We start from the raw sequence: 18310 nt of genomic DNA, 5'->3' as shown, positions 1-18310 counted from the left end.
GGGCGAGGGGTGGGTGGACGACGAGGAGGTGGAGGCGGCGGGAGGGGAGGGGGCGGGGGCGGGGGCCCGGGTTGATGCGTGCGCGGACTCGGATGAGGTGGCCGACGCGGGTTGGGCGGGTACCGGGGGTTGGGCAGTCGGCACAGTCGGCACCGGTCGGGCAGCCGACGCGGGATGCGCAGCCGACGCAGAATGGGCAGCTGGCGTGGGTTGCGCAGCCGACGCGGGATGGGCGGCCGACGCGGGTTGCGTGGTCGGCGCGGGGTCGGTTGGCTTTTCTGGCTCTTCGGGTTCTTCTTCGCGGATGGCGGGGAACCGTGCGCCGGTGCGGCCGACGCCCTTGGTTCGCTTGTTCTTGGCAGATCGCCGTCCGCCGGTGGGCAGTTTGTGCGAACCGTCGTCTCGTGTCATCTCCGCCCCGTTCGGGGGAAATCCGGGTCGAACCAACCCCGCACGATACGACTGATCCGGTCGCCTTCGGTGACGTCCATGTTTCCGGCACGTTCCGCGCCCGCTAACCGGAATTGCCGCGACCGGCACGATGCCGGGATGCGGGCCGCGGGAAGCCTTGTGGGGCAACGGTTCGGGATGCTGCGGGACGGAACTTGGCGCTGCCGCGGGCTGCACGAAGAGAAATCCGCCGGAAGTCGTGGGCGGTCCGGCGTGCTGTCGCGCAACCAGCGCAGAACGCGGCATCGCCCGCCTCGGTGGAAACCGGGGCGGGCGATGCCGTCGTCACGCTGGTTGAACTAGAGCAGGTCCTGCGCGCGCCTTGCGCGTCTCGCTGCCCACGCCGACAAACGTTCCCAGCGGCGTGCCGAGTTCAACCGGCGGACCAAGCGCTGCTCAGCAGCGTCCTGTTCCGCCTCGCGCATTCGTTCTCGTGCAAGATTTTCGTAGAGCAACATTGTTTTGGTTCCCTCCGGAACGATCAGGTCCACATGGTTGGTCGGCTGGTAGTGCAGTTGCCGGGTCATGCCGCTGCCTCCTGTGCACGGGCAGCACGCTCGGCCGCCTCACGAGCGACGTCCTCCTTGCGCGGACGGCCGCGGGGCCGCTTGCGCGCGATGACCGCGCCGCGCTCGAAGATCTCGCCACCCCACACGCCCCACGGCTCCTGCCGCGCAAGCGCGCCGGCCAGGCACTCCGAGCGGACCGGGCAGTCCACGCAGAGCCGCTTGGCCTGCTCGAGGTCGGACGGAGTGTCGGCGAACCACAGGTCGGGGTTGTCGCCCGAGCGGCACGGCAGGTCGAGACCGGCCGAAGGCGCCACGTCGAGCAGCTCACTTACACCGAGAAGGTCCGGTGGTGCCCCACTCTCCAGTGGGACAGTCGCGGTACTCATCAGGGGTTACTCCTTGGTAGGTGTCACTTGTCGCGGTTTTGTTCTGAAAAAACACAAAGGCCGCGGATCCGTTTCCGGGTCCGCGGCCTCTGTGAGCCTTGGGTCTTGACCTGTCGGTCAAGGCCTTCGCTCATGAGGTGGAGCGGACGCATTGCACGGGAAATCGATGGTCTGGGTCTGCACGCGCGCAGCCGTCAGTTCGCCGACGACTCGCTTGCGCTCGACGATGACTGGCCGGTGGGCCGAACCGATGCTGCCGAGAGCAGCCAGGTTCGCGCCGCCGAAGACATACGTGTGCCCCGCCATGGACATGGGGTAGCCCGGGGTGCACTTGATGAGAGTCAAGTTCCTCACGATGGCCACCTCCCCACTGTCCTCGAGATCCTCAGGCCTCCCGACCTGGTTACTGCAGGCTATTAGGCCCGATCAGGAGCGCGCAACATGTTTTTCGGGACTTCTTCCTGATGCGTTACATGTCACCCGAAGAGGCAGTGCCCGCGAGCAGCGCGAGCACCTCCGAACCGAACTTCTCGAGCTTGCTCGCGCCGATGCCCGCGATGGACACCAGCGTCGACGAGTCGGTGGGCCGCTGCTCGGCGATCGCGGTGAGCGTGGCGTCGGTGAACACCACGTACGCAGGCACTTTGAGCATCCGCGCGCGCTTGGCCCGCCACTCCCGCAGCCGCGTGAGCAGCTCCTCGTCGATGTCCGCGGGACAGTTGGCGCACCGGCCGAGCTTCGTCGCGACGGCCCCGACGAGTTGCCTGGCGCACACCCGGCACAGCGTCGGTGCGACGCCGGTCTGCTGACGGGCGCGGGTGAGCCTCGACGTCGGGTGGTCCTCGGGGATCAGCCCGTAGAGGAACCGGCTGCGGCGGCGCGGGCGGCGGTTGCTCTCCGAACGCGCGGTGGCCCACGAGAGCGACAGGAACTGCCGTGCGCGGGTGACGCCGACGTAGAGGAGCCGGCGTTCCTCCTCGATCGCCGCGTCGTTGCCGTCGGCGTGCAGGATCGGCAGCGTCCCGTCGACGAGACCGACGAGGAACACCGCGTCCCACTCGAGGCCCTTCGCGGCGTGGAGCGACGCGAGTGTCACGCCCTCCACGGTCGGCGGGTGCTGGGCTCGCGCCCGCATGTCCAGCTCGACGACGTACTGCGCGAGGTCGGCGCCCTCGATCGTCGACGCCAGCTCCTCGGCCAGCTCCACCAGCGCGAGCAGCGACTCCCACCGTTCGCGGGCGGCGCCACCGGTCGGCGGGTCGGCGGTCAGGCCGAGCGGCGCGAGCAGCTCGCGCACCAGCTTCGGCAGCTCACCGGTCGGTTTCTGCACGGCCGCGGTCCGCAGCGCGGCCGTCGCCTGCCGGACCTCGGTGCGCATGAAGAACCGCTCGCCGCCGCGGACCAGGTACGGGATCTCCAGCTCGGACAGCGCCTGCTCGAACGCCTCCGACTGGGCGTTCACCCGGTACAGGACGGCGATCTCGCTGGCGGCTGTGCCAGCGTCGATCAGCTCGGAGATCTTCCGCGCGACCGCCGCCGCCTCGGCGGGCTCGTCCTCGTGCTCGGCGAACGCCGGGGCGGGGCCCGGCTTCCGCTGGCCGACGAGCTTGAGCCGCGACCCTGCCGGCCGGTCCCGCGCGGCACCGATGACCCGGTTGGCGAGCCCGACGACCTCGGGGGTGGACCGGTAGTCCCGTTCGAGCCGCGCGACGGTGGCGTGCGGGAAGCGGCGGGTGAAGTTCAGCAGCGGCCGGGCCGACGCGCCTGCGAACGAGTAGATCGTCTGGTTCGCGTCGCCGACCACCGTCAGGTCGTCCCGGTCCCCCAGCCAGGCGTCGAGCACGCGCTGCTGCAGCGGCGTCACGTCCTGGTACTCGTCGACGACGAAGCAGCGGTAGCGGTCGCGGAACTCGTCGGCGACCACGGTGTGCTCCTCCAGCGCGGCCGCCGTGTGCAGGAGCAGGTCGTCGAAGTCGAGCTGGTTGGCGCGTGTCTTGATCGACTCGTACCACTGGTACACCTGCGCGACCTGCTCCGCGGGTGCGGGCGGTTGCCTGCGCAGTTTCGCGACCTCGGCCGGGTAGTCGTCGGGGGTGACCAGCGACGCCTTCGCCCACTCGATCTCGGTGGCGAGGTCGCGCAGCACCTCGGACTCGGTGCCGACCCCTGCCTTGTGCGCGGCCTGGCTGACCAGCCGGAGCTTGCCTTCGAGGAGGTCCCACTGCTGCCCGCCGACGACGCGCGGCCAGAAGTACCGGAGCTGCCGCAGCGCGGCGGCGTGGAACGTGCGTGCCTGCGCGCCGTGGATGCCGAGCGCGCGCAACCGGGTCCGCATCTCCCCCGCGGCCCGCGCCGTGAACGTCACCGCGAGCACCTGACCTGCGGCGACGTGCCCCGAATGGATGAGGTGCGCGATGCGGTGGACGATCGTGCGGGTCTTGCCGGTGCCTGCGCCCGCGAGCACGCAGACGGGTCCGCGGGGCGCGTGGATCGCGATCAGCTGATCGGGGTCGAGTCCGGTGTCGTCCGGTTCGCCGGAGACGCCCGAAACAGCTACCGCACCCATGCCGGGCATCCTGACAGATCGGTGTGCGGAAGCGTTCGACGGACACGGTGCGCGGCCGCCCGAGTCGAGTGTTAGGTGCGCCCCGTATCCTGGTGTTCATGGCTCAGAAGTTGGACAAGGCGGCGGCCGCCGAGGCTAAGAAGGCTCGGAAGGAAGCGTCCAAGGCCAAGCGGAAGCAGATCTTCCAGGCGTTCAACATGCAACGCAAGGAAGACAAGGCGCTCATCCCGCTGATGCTGGTCGCGTTCCTGGTGGTCGCGGGCGTGTTCTTCGGCCTGGGCCTGATCTGGGGCATCCAGTGGTTCCTGCTGCCGGTCGGCATCGCGTTCGGCCTGCTCGCGGCCGTGATCCTGTTCGGTCGCCGCGTGCAGAAGAACGTGTACACGAAGGCCGACGGCCAGCCGGGTGCCGCGGCGTGGGCACTGGAGAACATGCGCGGCCGCTGGCGGGTTACCCCGACGGTCGCGGGCACCACGCAGCTCGACGCCGTGCACCGGGTACTGGGCCGCCCGGGGGTCGTCCTGGTCGCCGAGGGCGCGCCGCACCGGGTGAAGACGCTGCTCGCGCAGGAGAAGAAGCGCATCGCGCGGGTGATCGGCGAGACCCCGATCTACGACTTCATCGTCGGCAACTACGAGAACCAGGTCCCGCTGCGCAAGCTGCAGCAGACGATCATGAAGCTGCCGAACAACCTCAAGCCCGCGCAGATCGACACGATCGAGAAGCGGCTGTCGGCACTCGCGGCCCGCGGCGCCCAGCTGCCGAAGGGCCCCATGCCGCAGGGCGCGAAGATGCGCAACGTCCAGCGCACGATTCGCCGTCGCTGACCGGACGCTCCAGAATTGTCGGTGCCTCGTGAGAACGTGGCCGGCAACAGGGAGGAGACGCCATGACCGCCGAGCTGCACGAGTTGGATGGCGACTCGTTCCACTTGCTGACCATTGGGGAGTACGCCGCGCTCGGTGAGACCGAGCACGGCTACACCGAACTCGTTGAGGGCCGTCTGTTGATGTCACCAAGTCCCGCGTTCAAGCACAGCCGGGCCATGGGCAGGTTGTACTCGGCGCTGGTCGCACAGGCACCAGCGGACTTCGAGGCTGTGCAGGCACTCGATGTCGATCTCGAGCTGGCGCCCGCTGACGAGCCCGGATCCAGCCGCCGTCCCGACATCATGGTCGTTCGACGGGAATTCGGCGATCGGCTCGCCGAGGAAGGCGGGATCGTCCCGGCATCCGAGGTCCTGCTGGTCGTGGAGATCGTTTCGCCGAGTTCGAAGCGCACCGATCACGTGCACAAGCGGAACGACTACGCGGACGCCGGGATCCCGAACTACTGGATCGTCGACGTCGACCGTCCCGTGTCGCTGACCGCGTGCCGGTTGACCGAGCAGTTCGGGTATCAGGACGACCAGACCGCCACCGGGACCTTCCGGACCGACGTGCCGTTCCCCGTGGAGGTCGACCTCAGCCGCCTGGTGTGACGGCGGGGAGGACGGCGCGCACCACGGTGCCGTCGTGGTCGCTTTCGCAGGTGAACTCGCCTTTGATCTCGCGGGCTCGTTGGGCCATGAAGCGCATGCCCATGCCGTTGCGGCCCGAGTCCGGGGGGACGCCCACGCCGTCGTCGGCGACCGCCACCGCCAGGCGGTCTTCGGTCAGGGTCACCGTGATCTCGGCGCGGGTGGCCTGTGCGTGGCGGACGACGTTGGTCAACGCCTCGGCGACGATGCGGTAGGCGGCCACCTCCACCTGCTTGGACAGCGGCGCGAGTGTCTGCGGCAGCGTCGTCTCCACCTTCAGTGACGGGCCGGACAGGAACACCGCCAGCTCACGCAGCGCCCCAGACAAGCCCAGCGCGTCGAGTTCCGGAGGACGCAGGCCGTGCACGACCCGGCGCAGTGTGCGGAGCGCGTCGTCGATGCCCTGCATCGCGCGGTCCATCAGGCCGACCGCGGCGAAGTCGGCGGGGAGCTTGGTGCGGACCGCTTCGATCTGCATGCGGGTGCCCGCCAGGGTGGGGCCCACGTTGTCGTGCAGTTCGCGGGACAGGCGGGACCGTTCCTCCTCCCGCGCGGTCACCACCTGCTCGCGGGACTGGAGCAGCTCCTCGTCGAGTCGCAGCGCCGCGACGACCGGCGCCACGTGGTCCGCGAGCGACGCAAGCGCTTGCGCCATGCGTTCGTCCAGGTAGGGGTGGCCGTCGGAGGGCAGCACCATCAGCTGCCCGACCCGCACCCCCCGGTACCAGAGCTGGAACCGTTCCGGGTTCGCGCCGCCGGACCGGTCCATCGACCCCACCTGCGCGAGCCGCCGCAGCCCGCTGTCGGTCTCCAGGTCGAGCCGCGCCATCCGCAGCCGCAGCGACCGCACGAGCTGCTCGCACACCACGGCGGGCACCTCGGCCGAGTCGAGCTGGTCACGCATCCGGTTGCCGAGACCGACGGCCAGCTCCACCACGTCGACCCGCCGCCCCCACAGCAGCGACCGCACCCGCCGGACCACCAGCAGCGTCACCGGGAACAGGGCGGCACCCGCGACCCCGGCCGCCAGCGCCGACCCCGGCGCGACCGATGCGGGCAGCACGGTCTGCAGCACCGCGTACCCGCCGAGGTAACACGCGAACAGGGTGCCCGCCGACGCCACCCCGACGATCGCGTGGCGCACCGTCTGGTCCAGGTCGTACAGGCGGTCCCTGGTCACCGCCACCGCGATCGCCAGCGGCACCAGCACGAACGCCAGCACCTCCAGCCCGCGGTCGAGCACCGCGGGCAGCTGCCCGGGAATGCTGTCGCGCACCACGGCCTGCACCGCGCCGAAACCGAACGCGCACAACAACAGCGTGACCCGCCGCCGGTACACGCCACTCGCCCGCAGCCACCGCCACACCAGCCCGGCGACGGCGAGGATCGTCGCGACGAGCAGGAGGTACTCGCCTGTCCTGAGCAGCGGCGCTGCCAGCGGCGGGTCGGCCAGCGGGTTCACCACCGTCCGCGTGCCGGCGAAGTCGGCGTCCTCGAACGCGAGACCGGCGCAGTAGACGACCATGCCGGCCGCGGTGAGCGCCACCGCCCACCACCAGCGGCGGCTCGGCAGACGGCCGTCCGGGTAGATCATCGGCAGCAGCGTGGTGACCGCCCAGATCGGCGGCGCCCACAGCCACGCCTGCAGCCACATCAACACCGGCGAACCCGACGCTCCGGTCAGGACCGTCAGCAGCACGCCGACGCCGTCCCACGCGGCGATCGCGAGCAGCGTCCAGCCGAGCACGTTGCCGGGTTTGTGCCAGGTGACCAGCACCCCCATCGCGGAGAAGAACACGGCGACGGCGATGTTCAGCGGCACCGGGTCGTACGCCGAGTACCCCCACGCGTCGTCGATCTGCGTGCGGACCGCGGCCGCGACCGCGGTGCCGAGACCGACCGTGCCCAGCACGACGGCCAGGGAGAGCACCTGCCCACGCCGGCGGCTGCGCATGTCCGGCTCCTCAGGCAGCGGTGATCTCGACCAGTGGTCGGCAAATCGTAATTGGTCAGACCGGTCGCGGGCAGCGCCCTATCGGGTACGTACGACGACCGTCCCAGTGACCTTGTCGTGCAGGCCACGGCTGTCGGCGTCGGCGATCGCGGCAGGCAGGAGCAGCGCGGTCAGCAGTGTGCGCGGGACCGCGCGGACCGGTCCGACCATCGGTTTGCCGTCGAGGCGCACGACCCGCAGCCCGAGCAGCGCCTTGCCGGCGGTGAAGCCGAACAGGGTGATCATCACCGAGGTGATCACGAACCACACCACCCCCGAGGTGTAGTTGAACTGCTGCATCACCTCGGGCCTGTTCACGTCGACCTCGACGAACACGCTGGTCGCGAGGGACATCAGCACCAGGTCGATGAGCAGGGCGAGCAGTCGGACACCGCGCGGGGCGACCGACCCCGGGCCCTCCTTGGGAAGACCGAGCCGCTCCCCCGGCCACTCCTGCGGCTCGTCACCGGTCTCACCGATCCCGCCGGACAGCCACGAACCCGTCACTCTGCTCACGACAGCCCCTCGCAGGCTCGGTGCTGCCGCTCGCGGTCGCCCGGTATCTGATTGTTCGCTCCGCAAGCTCCGCTCACGAACACCAGGGTAGAACCAGTCGCGTCGGGGCCCTGAGGCTGGCATGCTCGACCTCGGCTGGACCCCGCCCCACGTCGTTAACATCGGCGAAACATGAGGGTGATGGCCGGGCAACACCGCACTCATAGCTTGACCGCGAGCGCCCCCGGAGCAGAGGTAAGGAGCCAACGAGCGTGTTCAAGAATTCCGACGAGGTCCTGAAGTTCATCTCCGACGAAGAGGTGAAGTTCGTCGACGTCCGGTTCTGCGACCTCCCGGGCATCATGCAGCACTTCACCGTGCCGGTGCAGTCGTTCGACGCGGACACCATCAACGACGGCCTCGCGTTCGACGGCTCCTCGGTGCGCGGCTTCCAGGAGATCCACGAGTCGGACATGCTGCTGCTGCCCGACCTGGCGACCGCGCGGCTCGACCCGTTCCGGGTCGAGAACACGCTCATCATGAACTTCTTCGTGCACGACCCGCTGACCCGCGAGGCCTACAGCCGTGACCCGCGCAACATCGCGCGCAAGGCCGAGCAGTACCTGGCCGAGTCCGGCATCGCCGACACCGCGTTCTTCGGCGCCGAAGCCGAGTTCTACGTGTTCGACTCGGTGCGGTTCGACTCGGCCGAGAACGGCTCCTTCCACGAGATCGACTCGATCGAGGGCTGGTGGAACACCGGCGCCGACGAGGAAGGCGGCAACCGCGGCTACAAGACGAAGTACAAGAGCGGCTACTTCCCGGTGCCGCCGGTCGACCACTTCGCCGACCTGCGTGACGAGATCTCGCTGAACCTGATCAACTCCGGCTTCACCGTCGAGCGCGCGCACCACGAGGTGGGCACCGCGGGCCAGGCCGAGATCAACTACAAGTTCAACTCGCTGCTGCACGCGGCCGACGACCTGCAGCTGTTCAAGTACATCGTCAAGAGCACCGCGTGGGACGCAGGCCGCACCGCCACCTTCATGCCGAAGCCGCTCTTCGGTGACAACGGCTCCGGCATGCACTGCCACCAGTCGCTGTGGAAGGACGGCGAGCCGCTGTTCCACGACGAGTCCGGCTACGCGGGCCTGTCCGACACGGCACGCCACTACATCGGTGGCCTGCTGCACCACGCGCCGAGCCTGCTGGCGTTCACCAACCCGACGGTCAACTCGTACCACCGGCTGGTGCCGGGCTACGAGGCGCCGATCAACCTGGTGTACTCGCAGCGCAACCGCTCCGCCTGCGTGCGCATCCCCATCACGGGCGCCAACCCGAAGGCCAAGCGCATCGAGTTCCGCTGCCCCGACTCGTCCGGCAACCCGTACCTCGCGTTCGCGGCGATGGTGATGGCAGGCCTCGACGGCATCAAGAACAAGATCGAGCCGCCGACGCCGATCGACAAGGACCTCTACGAGCTGCCGCCCGAGGAGGCCAAGGACGTCGCGACCGTGCCCGGGTCGCTGGACGCGGTGCTGGACAGCCTCGAGGCGGACCACGAGTTCCTGCTGGAGGGCGGCGTGTTCACGTCGGACGTGATCGAGACCTGGATCGCGTTCAAGCGCGAGCACGAGATCGACCCGCTCCGCCTGCGCCCGCACCCGTACGAGTTCGCCCTGTACTACGACGTGTGATCGGAGCCGATCCCGCGGACACAGGCCGGCGGTCGAGGGGAAACCCCGGCCGCCGGCCTGAACTATGTCCGGGACCGGCGTTCGCGGACCGCGAGCCCCGCGGCGAGCAGATACGGCCCGAGCAGCAGCGCCGCGCACACCAGGCAGTACCAGAACCGCCCCGCCAGCGGACCGGCTGACATGCCGTCGGCGGCCCACCGCAGCACGACCGCGACGACCGGCAGCACGAACAACGCGAACCAGCCGAGCACACCGGCGAACCCGGCGAGCCACACCCAGCGGAACCAGCTGCCCGCGCGGCGGTCCGCCGCCGACGCCGACGCCAGCTCCTCGGTCTCCGCCGCGGACAGCCGCCCGAACGCCCGCCGCAGCAACAACGTCTTGACCCGCCACAGGTTGTGGCAGCCGAGCAGGTTCACCATGACCGCGTACAGGTCGGTCCGCAGGAACACCATGCACTGCCACAGGAACCCGGCGAGCTTCAGGTAGATCCCGACGGCGAGCGCCGCCGACACCGCGGCGTCGTCGACGGCGAGGCTCGCGGCCAGCAGCGCACCGAGCAGCACGACGTCGACCGCCATGCCGCCGAGCAGCGGGCTGTAGCGCTGTTTCCTCGGCACACCCCAGACCTGCGTGAGGTCGGTTTCGAAGACCAGCAGCATCATCCGCCGGTCCACCCCGAACCGGGCGCGCAGCCCGGCGGCGCGCGCGGCGAGCCAGTGCCCGCACTCGTGCAACGCCATCGTCGCCATGGAGAACGGCACGAGCAGCACAGCGCTCAACCCGATGTCGCCGAACGGGAACGCGTCCCGGGCCGCCGACGGGAACAGGTCCGGGCGCACCACGAACACGGCCACGCAGAACACGGCGATCGCGGCGTAGCAGCACCACGCGACCCGCCCGAACAGCGGCCGCACCACCCGCTCACTGACCCCGGCCACCCACCGCTTCCCCTGGATCGGGGCGGTCGCGGCGGCCTCCGGTCGCGACCCGTCGTCGACGAACCCCAGCTCGGTCAGCGTCGCGACGAACGCCGGGATGTCGACCGGCTGACCGGCCGCCGCCTCGGCTTCGGCCGCGACCTCGTCGATGGTGGCGCCACGCGTCAGCGCCTCGATGACGAGCCCGCCGATCGCCGGGATGGTCACGAACGTGCCGGTCTCCGGATCGCCGACGAGCACCTCCTCGCCCTCCGGCACGATCGACAGCGGCCGCAGCCGGACCGTGGTCACGACCGCACCTCCGCCACCGCGAGCGCACACGCCGGGCAGTCCGCGAGCCGGGGGAACGGCTGCCACACCGGCACGAGCCCGGTGCGCAGGTCAACCACCACCTGGGCACCGGCAGCGCGCGGCGGCTCGAACCCGGACAGGTACCGCAGCGCCTCGTAGGCGATCAGCGACCCGAGCTGCATCGCGATCGGCCCGATCAGCGCGTTGTTGAACCGCAGCGAACGCGACAGCCGCTGCGCGACACCCGCCGACGTCGGCTCACCGGGATCGGGGCGGTCCGACTCGTCGCACAGCAGGCACGGGCTGCGGCCGGGGTCGACGGAGAAGTACATGAACTGGGTGCGCTGCATCCCGCCGCCCACCCACGGCACACCGGCACGCAGCACGGCCTCGTTGACCCACAGGTGCGCGTCCTGTTCGCTGTCGATACCGCCGACCACCAGATCGACGTCCTCGACGAGGTCAGCGAGGTCACCGGGCCCGATGATCCACCGTTCGACGGGCCGCACCTCGATGCCCGGGTCGTACTCGCGCACCCACTCCGCGGCCCGCGCCACCTTCGACCGGCCGACGTCGCGGTGCCGGTACAGGAACTGGCGGGCGAAGTTGCGCGGCTCCACGTCGTCGCGGTCCACGATCGTCATGGCGCCGACACCGAGACCGGCGAGGCACTGCACGACGCTGGAACCGACGCCGCCCGCGCCGAGCACGAGCACCCGGGACGCACGGACCCGGCGCACGAACTCCGCGCGTGACTGGTCGCGCCGCGCGTACGACGCGAAGAACGTCAGGTTGGAGAACTGGCGGGCGTCGACGTCCGGGTCACCGAGTGTCTGCTCGTCCGGCCGCTCCAGCAACCCGAGCGAGTCGAGCCCGTCCAGGCCCGCGGCCACGTCGGCGGCGCTGACCGCGACGCCGCGCGCCGACAGGGCGGCGGACAGTTCCGCCGCGGTCGCCGGACCCGTGCTCAGCTCCTCGAGCAGTGCCGCGACCTGCCCGTCCGGGTCGGCCAGCGTCAGCGCCTCCCTCGGATCGCGCACCAGGACCAGGCCGTCGCCGAGCGGCGCCCACGCACATTCCTTCAACACCACGCGCACAGCGGGTCTCCCGTGGTCGAGGTGGTGGGACGGGACGACAGGAGTCCCGCCCACCGTCACGTCACTCAGGCGTCGTTGCCGGTCGCCTTGACGGACTCGACCTTGCGGACCTCGATGGTCATCGGAATCTCCTCTCGTCCCCCGCCACCTCTGTGGCGGGTGCACGGAGGCTGCCCCAGCCCGCTAACAAACCCCTCACCGCGGACTCACACCCGTGTGCAAACGTTCCACCATCTGTCGCATGCAGATGGTCAGTTATTGACAGCCGGGTTGGACGCTTTCTACGGTTCTGTCACACCTGGCTGGATGGGAGCGATCATGCGGCTTCGTTCGGTTCTCACGGCGGGGGTTCTCGCGCTCGGTGCGGTCGTCGGGGTCTTCCCCGCGACCGCGAGCGCCGCCCCGGCCTTCCAACTTCCCTTCCCCTGCGGGCAAACCTGGAACGGTGACAGCGACAACTCCAGCGCCCACCAAACCTACGAGATCGACTTCAACCGCGGGTCGACAGCCGACGCCGACCGGTACGACACGGTCGTCGCGGCGGCGGACGGGACCGTACGCACCGCGGCGCACCAGGGCAGCGCCAACGGGTACGGCAACCTCGTCAAGATCGCGCACGCGGGCGGCTACTTCACCTACTACGCCCACCTCTCGACCATGGCCGTCGTCGCCGGGCAGGTCGTCACGCGCGGACAGTCGATCGGGACGCTCGGCAACACGTCCAAGCCGGGCAACAACATCAGCCCGCACCTGCACTACGAGGTCCGGCTGGGCTCCACCGGCTACCCCGGCAACATCCAGCGCGCGGTCTTCAACGGCACGACGTTCGGCTATCCCAACGCGAACGTCACCTCACGCAACTGCTCGACCTCCTACGACCCCGCGGCGGTCTGCGGCGGCACCTACCGCGTGATCGACACCGCCAGGCTCGGCACCGCGGGCGCGGTGGACCTGTTGTGGAATGGCGGCAGCAACTGCGTCGTCACGCTCAAGTTCACCAACAAGGGCACCGCGACCGCCACCGCCGCATACCTCGAACCCCAAGGCGCGGCAAGGAAAACCGACTCCGGCAACTTCAGCTACTACGCTGGGCCCGTGACCGCCGTCGCCCCGACCTGCGTCAAGTGGGGCGGGTCGACCGGGGGCGTGGCCTACAACAGCCCGTCGGAGCACTGCTAACCGTCCAGCAGGACACCCATGTCGAGGCCGGCCGACTCCAGGGTGGCGCGCGGGTCGGCGAACAACTTCCGCGCGTCCAGGTCCATCACCCCGAACACGCCGTACATCTCGGCGGACACCGTCCCGTCGACCTTCACGATCTGCTGTTCGAGCGTGAACGTCTTGCCGGTGCCGAACTTCGCCGCGCACGACACGTCCACCACGTCACCGCCACGCAGCTCGGCGCGGAAGTTCACGGTCGTGCTGAGCAGCACCGGCCCGATCCGCCGCCGCATCAGCTCGTCCCAGTCACAGCCCGCGACGGCGAACGCCTTCATCCGCGCCACCTCGCCGTACTGGTGGTACACGGCGTGGTTCACGTGCCCGAGCGAGTCCAGCTCGTACCCACGCACCTCGATCCTGGTGCTGACGCCCATACCTCACCTCAGTCGTCGTAGAAGAGCCGTTCCACCACACCACGTGCCCGGCGCAACGTGCGACGGTATGAGTCGAGGAACTCACCCGCATCGGCTTCCACGTCCTGCCGGATGACCGCGGCGACCGCCGTCAGCTCCCGCCCGGACGTCGGCGGCTGATCGGTCTGCTTGCCCCGCACCAGCGTCGCCGCGTTGCGGACCCGGGTCGCGAGCAACCACGACTCCCGCAGCTCCACCGCGTCCACCTCGTCGACCAGGCCGGCCTCGATCGCCGCCCCCAAACCGTCCACAGTGGAGGTCGTGCGCAGGCCGGGGTGCTCGTGCGCGTACCGCAACTGCAGCAGCTGCACCGTCCACTCGATGTCGGCGAGCCCGCCGCGGCCGAGCTTCGTGTGCGTCGCCGCGTCGGCGCCACGCGGCAGCCGCTCGGTGTCCACGCGGGCCTTGATGCGCCGCACCTCACGGATCCGGTCCGCGTCCAGCCCATCGGCCGGGTACCGGATCGGGTCGATCAGCTCGATGAACCGCGCGCCTAGGTCGTCGTCACCGGCGATCGGGCGGGCACGCAACAACGCCTGCGCCTCCCACACCTCCGACCACTGCGCGTAGTAGGCGCGGTAGGACTCGAGCGTGCGGACGATCGCGCCCTGCCGCCCCTCCGGCCGCAGATCGACGTCCACGTGCAGCGGCGGGTCCTGACTCGGCGACGACAACAGCTTCCGCACACTCTGCGCCACCCGCGACGCGTACTTCACCGCGTCCTCCTCGGACGCGCCACCGGCGGGCTCGCACACGAACAACACGTCCGCGTCCGACCCGTACCCCAGTTCGGCGCCGCCGAGCCGGCCCATGCCGATCACCGAGATCGTCGCGAGCCGCCCACCGGCGGCCACCGACTCGGCCCGGTCCACGGCCGCCAGCACCGACTGCAGCACCACCGCCCACACCGTCGACAGCGCATGACACACCGACAGCGTGTCCATGAACCCGAGCAGGTCCGCGGACGCCACCCGCAACAGCTCATGCCGCCGGAACGAGCGGGCCGCGGTGACCGCGTTCGGCAGGTAGCCGTGCCGGTTCACCGCCTGCCGCAGCGACCGCGCCACCTCGTGGGGGTCGCGGCCCGCGAGCTTGTCGACGTCACCGAGCAGCTGCAGCACCTCGGGTGCGCGGGTCAACAGCTCCGGCACCATCTTCGACGTGCCGAGCAGCTGCGCGAGCCGCTCGACGACCGCGCCCTCGTCACGCAGCACCCGCAGGTACCAGGGGGTCGCGGCGAGCGCCTCGGACACCCGCCGGTACGCGAGCAGACCACCGTCCGGGTCGGGGGTGTTGGCGAACAGGTCCATCAACGCGGGCAGCAACGCGCTCTGGATCGCGGCGCGGCGCGACACCCCGGTGGTGAGCGCCTGGATGTGCCGCAGCGCACCGTCCGGCCCCGCGAACCCGAGCGCGGCGAGCCGCTGCTCGGCCTGCTTGGCGGTCAGGCGCAACGCGTTCGTGGGAACACGCGCGACCGCCTCCAGCAGCGGCCGGTAGAACAACTTCTCGTGCAGCCTGCGGATGCGGCGCACATGCCTGCGGAAGTCCTCGAGCAGCACCTGCCATTCGGGCTTGCCGCGCGCGGGCCGCACCCCGGCGGCACGCGCGAGCCAGCGCAGCTCGTCGACGTTGGAGTCGGCGGGGAACAGGTGGGTGCGGCGCAGCCGCTGCAGCTGGAGCCGGTGCTCGAGCGTGCGCAGGAACCGGTAGCTCTCCCCCAGCTCGGCGGCGTCGGTGCGGCCAACGTAGCCGCGGTCACCGAGCATCGCGAGCGCGTCGACGGTCGACCCGAGCCGCAGCGCGTCGTCGTTGCGGCCGTGCACCAGCTGCAGCAGCTGCACCGCGAACTCGACGTCCCGCAACCCACCCCGGCCCAGCTTCAGCTCACGGTCCACGAGGTCGGACGGCACGTGGTCCTCGACGCGGCGGCGCATCGCACGCACGTCGTCGACGAAGTTGTCGCGGTCGGCCGCCGTCCACACCATCGGCCGCACCGCGTCCAGGTAGTCCTGGCCCAGCTCCGGGTCACCGGCGATCGGCCGCGCCTTCAGCAGCGCCTGGAACTCCCAGGTCCGGGCCCACCGCTTGTAGTAGCTGGTGTGCCCGTCGAGCGTGCGGACCAGCGGACCCGCCTTGCCTTCCGGGCGGAGCGCGGCGTCGACCTCGAAACAGGCGCTGGTCGCGATCCGCATCGTGGTGGTCGCGAGCCGGGTGGCGACGTCCAGGTCGCCGTCGGCGACGAACAGCACATCCACGTCGGACACGTAGTTCAGCTCACGGCCACCGGTCTTGCCCATCGCGACGACCGTGAACCGGCAGTTCTCACGCGCGTCCCCGGCCTCGGTCTCGGCGACGTCCAACGCGGCACGGATCCCGGCCTCGGCCAGGTAGGTGAGGCGGGCGGTCGCCTGCTGGTAGTCGAGCGCTGGCAGGTCCGGCTCGATGAGGTGCGCGAGGTCCTCCGCGGCGATCTCCAACAACAGCCCGCGGTAGGCGGCCCGCAACCCGCGGACGGCGTCGGACGGTGCCGCGTTCTCGACCGCGGCGAGCAACACACCCGGGTACTGCACGGGCGAGGTCTGCCGGTCGGTGAGCAACCGACGCCACTCGCCGGGCCTGCTGATGACGAAGTCGCCGAGCGCGGTGGACGCGCCGAGCACCGACAACAGCCGGGCCCGCAACCCGCGGTCGGTGACGAGCGCCCGGTTGAGCCCCGACCAGCCCTTCTCGTCGCCCGTGCGCATGCGGTCGAGCGCACGCAACGCGAGGTCCGGGTCGGGACTGCGGGACAACGCGACGAGAGTGTGCTCGAACTCCTTCACCGGGGCGCCGTCGGCCCACCAGCCCGCGGCACGCAAATGGTCACCGGCGCGGTCGTCGGTGAAGCCGTAGCGGGCGATGGAGACGACGGAACGAACGCGGTCGCCCATGGCTCAGTGCTGGATCAGCGGCAGCGGCGTACTGGCCGGGGCCAGCTCACCGGTGACGAGCTTCACGAACTGCGCCGCGAACGGGCGCCACGTCTCCTCGAGGTCGGCGTGGGCCTGGACGAGCCGGTCGTGTGACAGCTCCCCGGGTCGCGCGAACTCCGCGGTGTCCGGGTTGTTCGCCGCCCACTCCTCGACCAGTTCCGTGGTGGTCTCGATGTGGAACTGGATGCCGTACACGGCGCGACCGACCCGGAACGCCTGGTGCGGGTACAACGTCGACGCCGCGAGCAACGCCGCGTTTGGCGGCAACTGCACCACGATGTCGGAGTGGAACTGCATGACGTCCGGCATGAACGGCAGGTCCGCGAACAGCGGGTCGTTCCAGCCGACATCACGTTTCGCGACGAGCAGCGGACCGACCTCGGGACCGTCCGGGCCGGTGATGACCCTTCCCCCGGTGGCGGCAGCCAGCAGCTGCGCGCCGAGGCAGATCGCGAGCGTGGGCAAGCCCGACGTGGTGGCCGACGCGAGGAGGCGGCGGACGTCCGCGAGCCACGGGAAGTCGAGGTCGTCGTAGGCGCCCATGTGACCGCCGAGCACGACCAGGCCCTGGTAGCCGCCGGTGTCGGCAGGGATGTCGCCCGGCTTGCGAATGTCCAGCTCGGCGCCGGCACCGGTGAGCCAGTCGCCGAGCGGACCGATCGGGTCTTGCTCGTCGGGCTGGATGACGAGCAGGCGTGGAGATGTCACGTTGTCGAGGGTAGCCGGGCGAATTCCAGCTCCGTCGAGTCGTACACCGGGCGGTAGCCGATCTTCTGGTAGATGGAGTTCGACACCGGGTTCGTGAGATCGGTGAAGAGGATGACGTCGTCCGCGCCCGCGTCCATGGCGTGCTGCGAGGCCGCCGCGGTGACCGCGGAGCCGTACCCGTGCTCGCGGTGCTCCGGTGGGGTGTAGACGGGCCCGACACGGGACATGCCACCGATGGGTTTGCTGGCGTTCGCCCACGCGACTGGCTTGCCACCGTCCTCCCACAACACGACGCTGTCCCCGATCTCGAACCTGCGCCGGATCTCGACGGGTCCCTCGTCGGCATCGCGCTGGAACCCGAGGGCCTCGATCTCGAAGTCACGTCGCCATGTGACGAGCAACTCAACGTCGTCCTCGGTGGCTTCGCGGGCCTGCCCGGTGGTCGTGGGCGGCTCCAGCTCGCCGAGGCGGAAGAGCCTGCTGGCGAGTGTGACGTTCGTCGTACCGCCGGTCCGCTTGGTCCACACGTCGGCGACCGCATACGCGTTCTCGATGGGACCGCTGACACCGGGCAGCTCGGGATCGGCCTCGAGCCACTGGGTCAGGAAGCTGTCCAGGACGTCCGAGTCCGTCGGCAACCCTGAGACGATGACCGGCCACGGCGGTGTGCGAAGCGCCACACCGATGAGCTCACCGTTGTCGTGAAGGGTGCCCATGATCGCCGGGTTCGCGCGCGCCATCCCGAGAAAACGGGCCATCACCGTGAGCGCGACAGTATGTCTGAGGGTGTCAGTGCCGTAGAACGGATCGGCGAGCGCTGCGAACGCCCGCGGATCGTCGTATATCTGCAGGTCCATGCCCAAGAGTGACGCGTGACGCCGACCGAGGTCCACCGATTTACCCTGGGCATGCCAAAAGGGCCTCGCTGTTGCCAGCGAGGCCCTTTGGAAAGAATGTTCGGCGGTGTCCTACTCTCCCACACCCTGGCGAGTGCAGTACCATCGGCGCTGGTGGGCTTAGCTTCCGGGTTCGGAATGGGACCGGGCGTT

At 70.1% G+C, this 18310-nt stretch carries 16 protein-coding genes and 1 rRNA gene; 4 read left to right on the top strand and 13 right to left on the bottom strand.

Annotation, left to right across the window (positions count from 1 at the left end; genetic code table 11):
* Positions 1-749 precede the first annotated feature (749 nt).
* From FHR82_RS17885 to FHR82_RS17870, 4 genes are all read right to left on the bottom strand, one after another.
* Positions 750-977 carry a hypothetical protein gene (locus tag FHR82_RS17885; RefSeq protein WP_184811609.1) on the bottom strand — a complete coding sequence of 76 codons (228 nt, stop codon included), beginning with the start codon at positions 975-977 and terminating at the stop codon, positions 750-752.
* The gene (locus FHR82_RS17880) at positions 974-1345 is read right to left on the bottom strand and encodes a WhiB family transcriptional regulator (protein WP_184811608.1); all 372 of its coding nucleotides are present in this window, start codon (positions 1343-1345) and stop codon (positions 974-976) included. Before FHR82_RS17880 ends, FHR82_RS17885 begins: the two co-directional genes overlap by 4 nt.
* A 117-nt stretch (positions 1346-1462) precedes the next feature.
* Positions 1463-1690, bottom strand: coding sequence for a hypothetical protein (locus FHR82_RS17875; protein WP_184811607.1), 228 nt, complete (start codon positions 1688-1690; stop codon positions 1463-1465).
* A gap of 124 nt (positions 1691-1814) precedes the next feature.
* Positions 1815-3911 carry an ATP-dependent DNA helicase UvrD2 gene (locus FHR82_RS17870; RefSeq protein ID WP_184811606.1) on the bottom strand — a complete coding sequence of 699 codons (2097 nt, stop codon included), beginning with the start codon at positions 3909-3911 and terminating at the stop codon, positions 1815-1817.
* 98 nt (positions 3912-4009) lie between these two features.
* Between FHR82_RS17870 and FHR82_RS17865 the strand changes: the two genes are divergently transcribed.
* Entirely contained in the window at positions 4010-4738 is a 729-nt protein-coding gene (locus FHR82_RS17865) for a DUF4191 domain-containing protein (RefSeq protein WP_184811605.1), read from the top strand.
* A gap of 62 nt (positions 4739-4800) precedes the next feature.
* Positions 4801-5391, top strand: a complete 591-nt coding sequence (locus tag FHR82_RS17860; protein ID WP_184811604.1) for a Uma2 family endonuclease — start codon at positions 4801-4803, stop codon at positions 5389-5391.
* Here FHR82_RS17860 and FHR82_RS17855 read toward each other — a convergent pair.
* A complete protein-coding gene (locus FHR82_RS17855) occupies positions 5375-7384 on the bottom strand; it encodes a sensor histidine kinase (RefSeq protein WP_184811603.1) in 2010 nt (669 codons plus the stop codon). The two genes, FHR82_RS17860 and FHR82_RS17855, sit on opposite strands and share 17 nt — an antisense overlap.
* 78 nt (positions 7385-7462) lie before the next feature.
* Positions 7463-7939: an RDD family protein gene (locus FHR82_RS17850; RefSeq protein WP_184811602.1), complete on the bottom strand. Its 477-nt coding sequence runs from the start codon at positions 7937-7939 to the stop codon at positions 7463-7465.
* Positions 7940-8190: 251 nt separating this feature from the next.
* On the opposite strand from FHR82_RS17850, the gene glnA reads away from it, so the two are divergent.
* Positions 8191-9615 (top strand): type I glutamate--ammonia ligase, encoded by a 1425-nt coding sequence (glnA, locus tag FHR82_RS17845; protein WP_184811601.1) that lies wholly within the window; start codon positions 8191-8193, stop codon positions 9613-9615.
* A 62-nt stretch (positions 9616-9677) separates the two neighbouring features.
* On the opposite strand, the gene FHR82_RS17840 is transcribed toward glnA, so the two are convergent.
* The gene (locus FHR82_RS17840; RefSeq protein ID WP_184811600.1) at positions 9678-10847 is read right to left on the bottom strand and encodes a hypothetical protein; all 1170 of its coding nucleotides are present in this window, start codon (positions 10845-10847) and stop codon (positions 9678-9680) included.
* The gene (locus FHR82_RS17835) at positions 10844-11944 is read right to left on the bottom strand and encodes a HesA/MoeB/ThiF family protein (protein WP_184811599.1); all 1101 of its coding nucleotides are present in this window, start codon (positions 11942-11944) and stop codon (positions 10844-10846) included. The genes FHR82_RS17840 and FHR82_RS17835 overlap by 4 nt, the downstream gene beginning before the upstream one ends.
* A gap of 318 nt (positions 11945-12262) precedes the next feature.
* On the opposite strand from FHR82_RS17835, the gene FHR82_RS17830 reads away from it, so the two are divergent.
* Positions 12263-13123: a M23 family metallopeptidase gene (locus FHR82_RS17830; RefSeq protein ID WP_184811598.1), complete on the top strand. Its 861-nt coding sequence runs from the start codon at positions 12263-12265 to the stop codon at positions 13121-13123.
* On the opposite strand, the gene FHR82_RS17825 is transcribed toward FHR82_RS17830, so the two are convergent.
* From FHR82_RS17825 to rrf, 5 genes are all read right to left on the bottom strand, one after another.
* Positions 13120-13539 carry an acyl-CoA thioesterase gene (locus FHR82_RS17825; protein WP_184811597.1) on the bottom strand — a complete coding sequence of 140 codons (420 nt, stop codon included), beginning with the start codon at positions 13537-13539 and terminating at the stop codon, positions 13120-13122. The two genes, FHR82_RS17830 and FHR82_RS17825, sit on opposite strands and share 4 nt — an antisense overlap.
* 8 nt (positions 13540-13547) lie before the next feature.
* Positions 13548-16511, bottom strand: coding sequence for a bifunctional [glutamine synthetase] adenylyltransferase/[glutamine synthetase]-adenylyl-L-tyrosine phosphorylase (locus FHR82_RS17820; RefSeq protein ID WP_184811596.1), 2964 nt, complete (start codon positions 16509-16511; stop codon positions 13548-13550).
* 3 nt (positions 16512-16514) lie between these two features.
* Positions 16515-17261, bottom strand: a complete 747-nt coding sequence (locus FHR82_RS17815) for a type 1 glutamine amidotransferase (protein ID WP_184811595.1) — start codon at positions 17259-17261, stop codon at positions 16515-16517.
* Complete coding sequence (locus tag FHR82_RS17810; RefSeq protein WP_184811594.1) at positions 17258-18118, bottom strand: GNAT family N-acetyltransferase; 861 nt, start codon at positions 18116-18118, stop codon at positions 17258-17260. Before FHR82_RS17810 ends, FHR82_RS17815 begins: the two co-directional genes overlap by 4 nt.
* Before the next feature lie 98 nt (positions 18119-18216).
* Positions 18217-18310: ribosomal RNA gene (gene rrf / locus FHR82_RS17805) — 5S ribosomal RNA — on the bottom strand; the annotation flags it as partial.

It is taken from the genome of Actinophytocola algeriensis (genome assembly GCF_014203735.1).
GTDB classification, from domain to species: domain Bacteria; phylum Actinomycetota; class Actinomycetes; order Mycobacteriales; family Pseudonocardiaceae; genus Actinophytocola; species Actinophytocola algeriensis.
The sequence above is the reverse complement of the archived record's forward strand: the minus strand, read 5'-3'. Positions and strand labels throughout refer to the sequence as shown.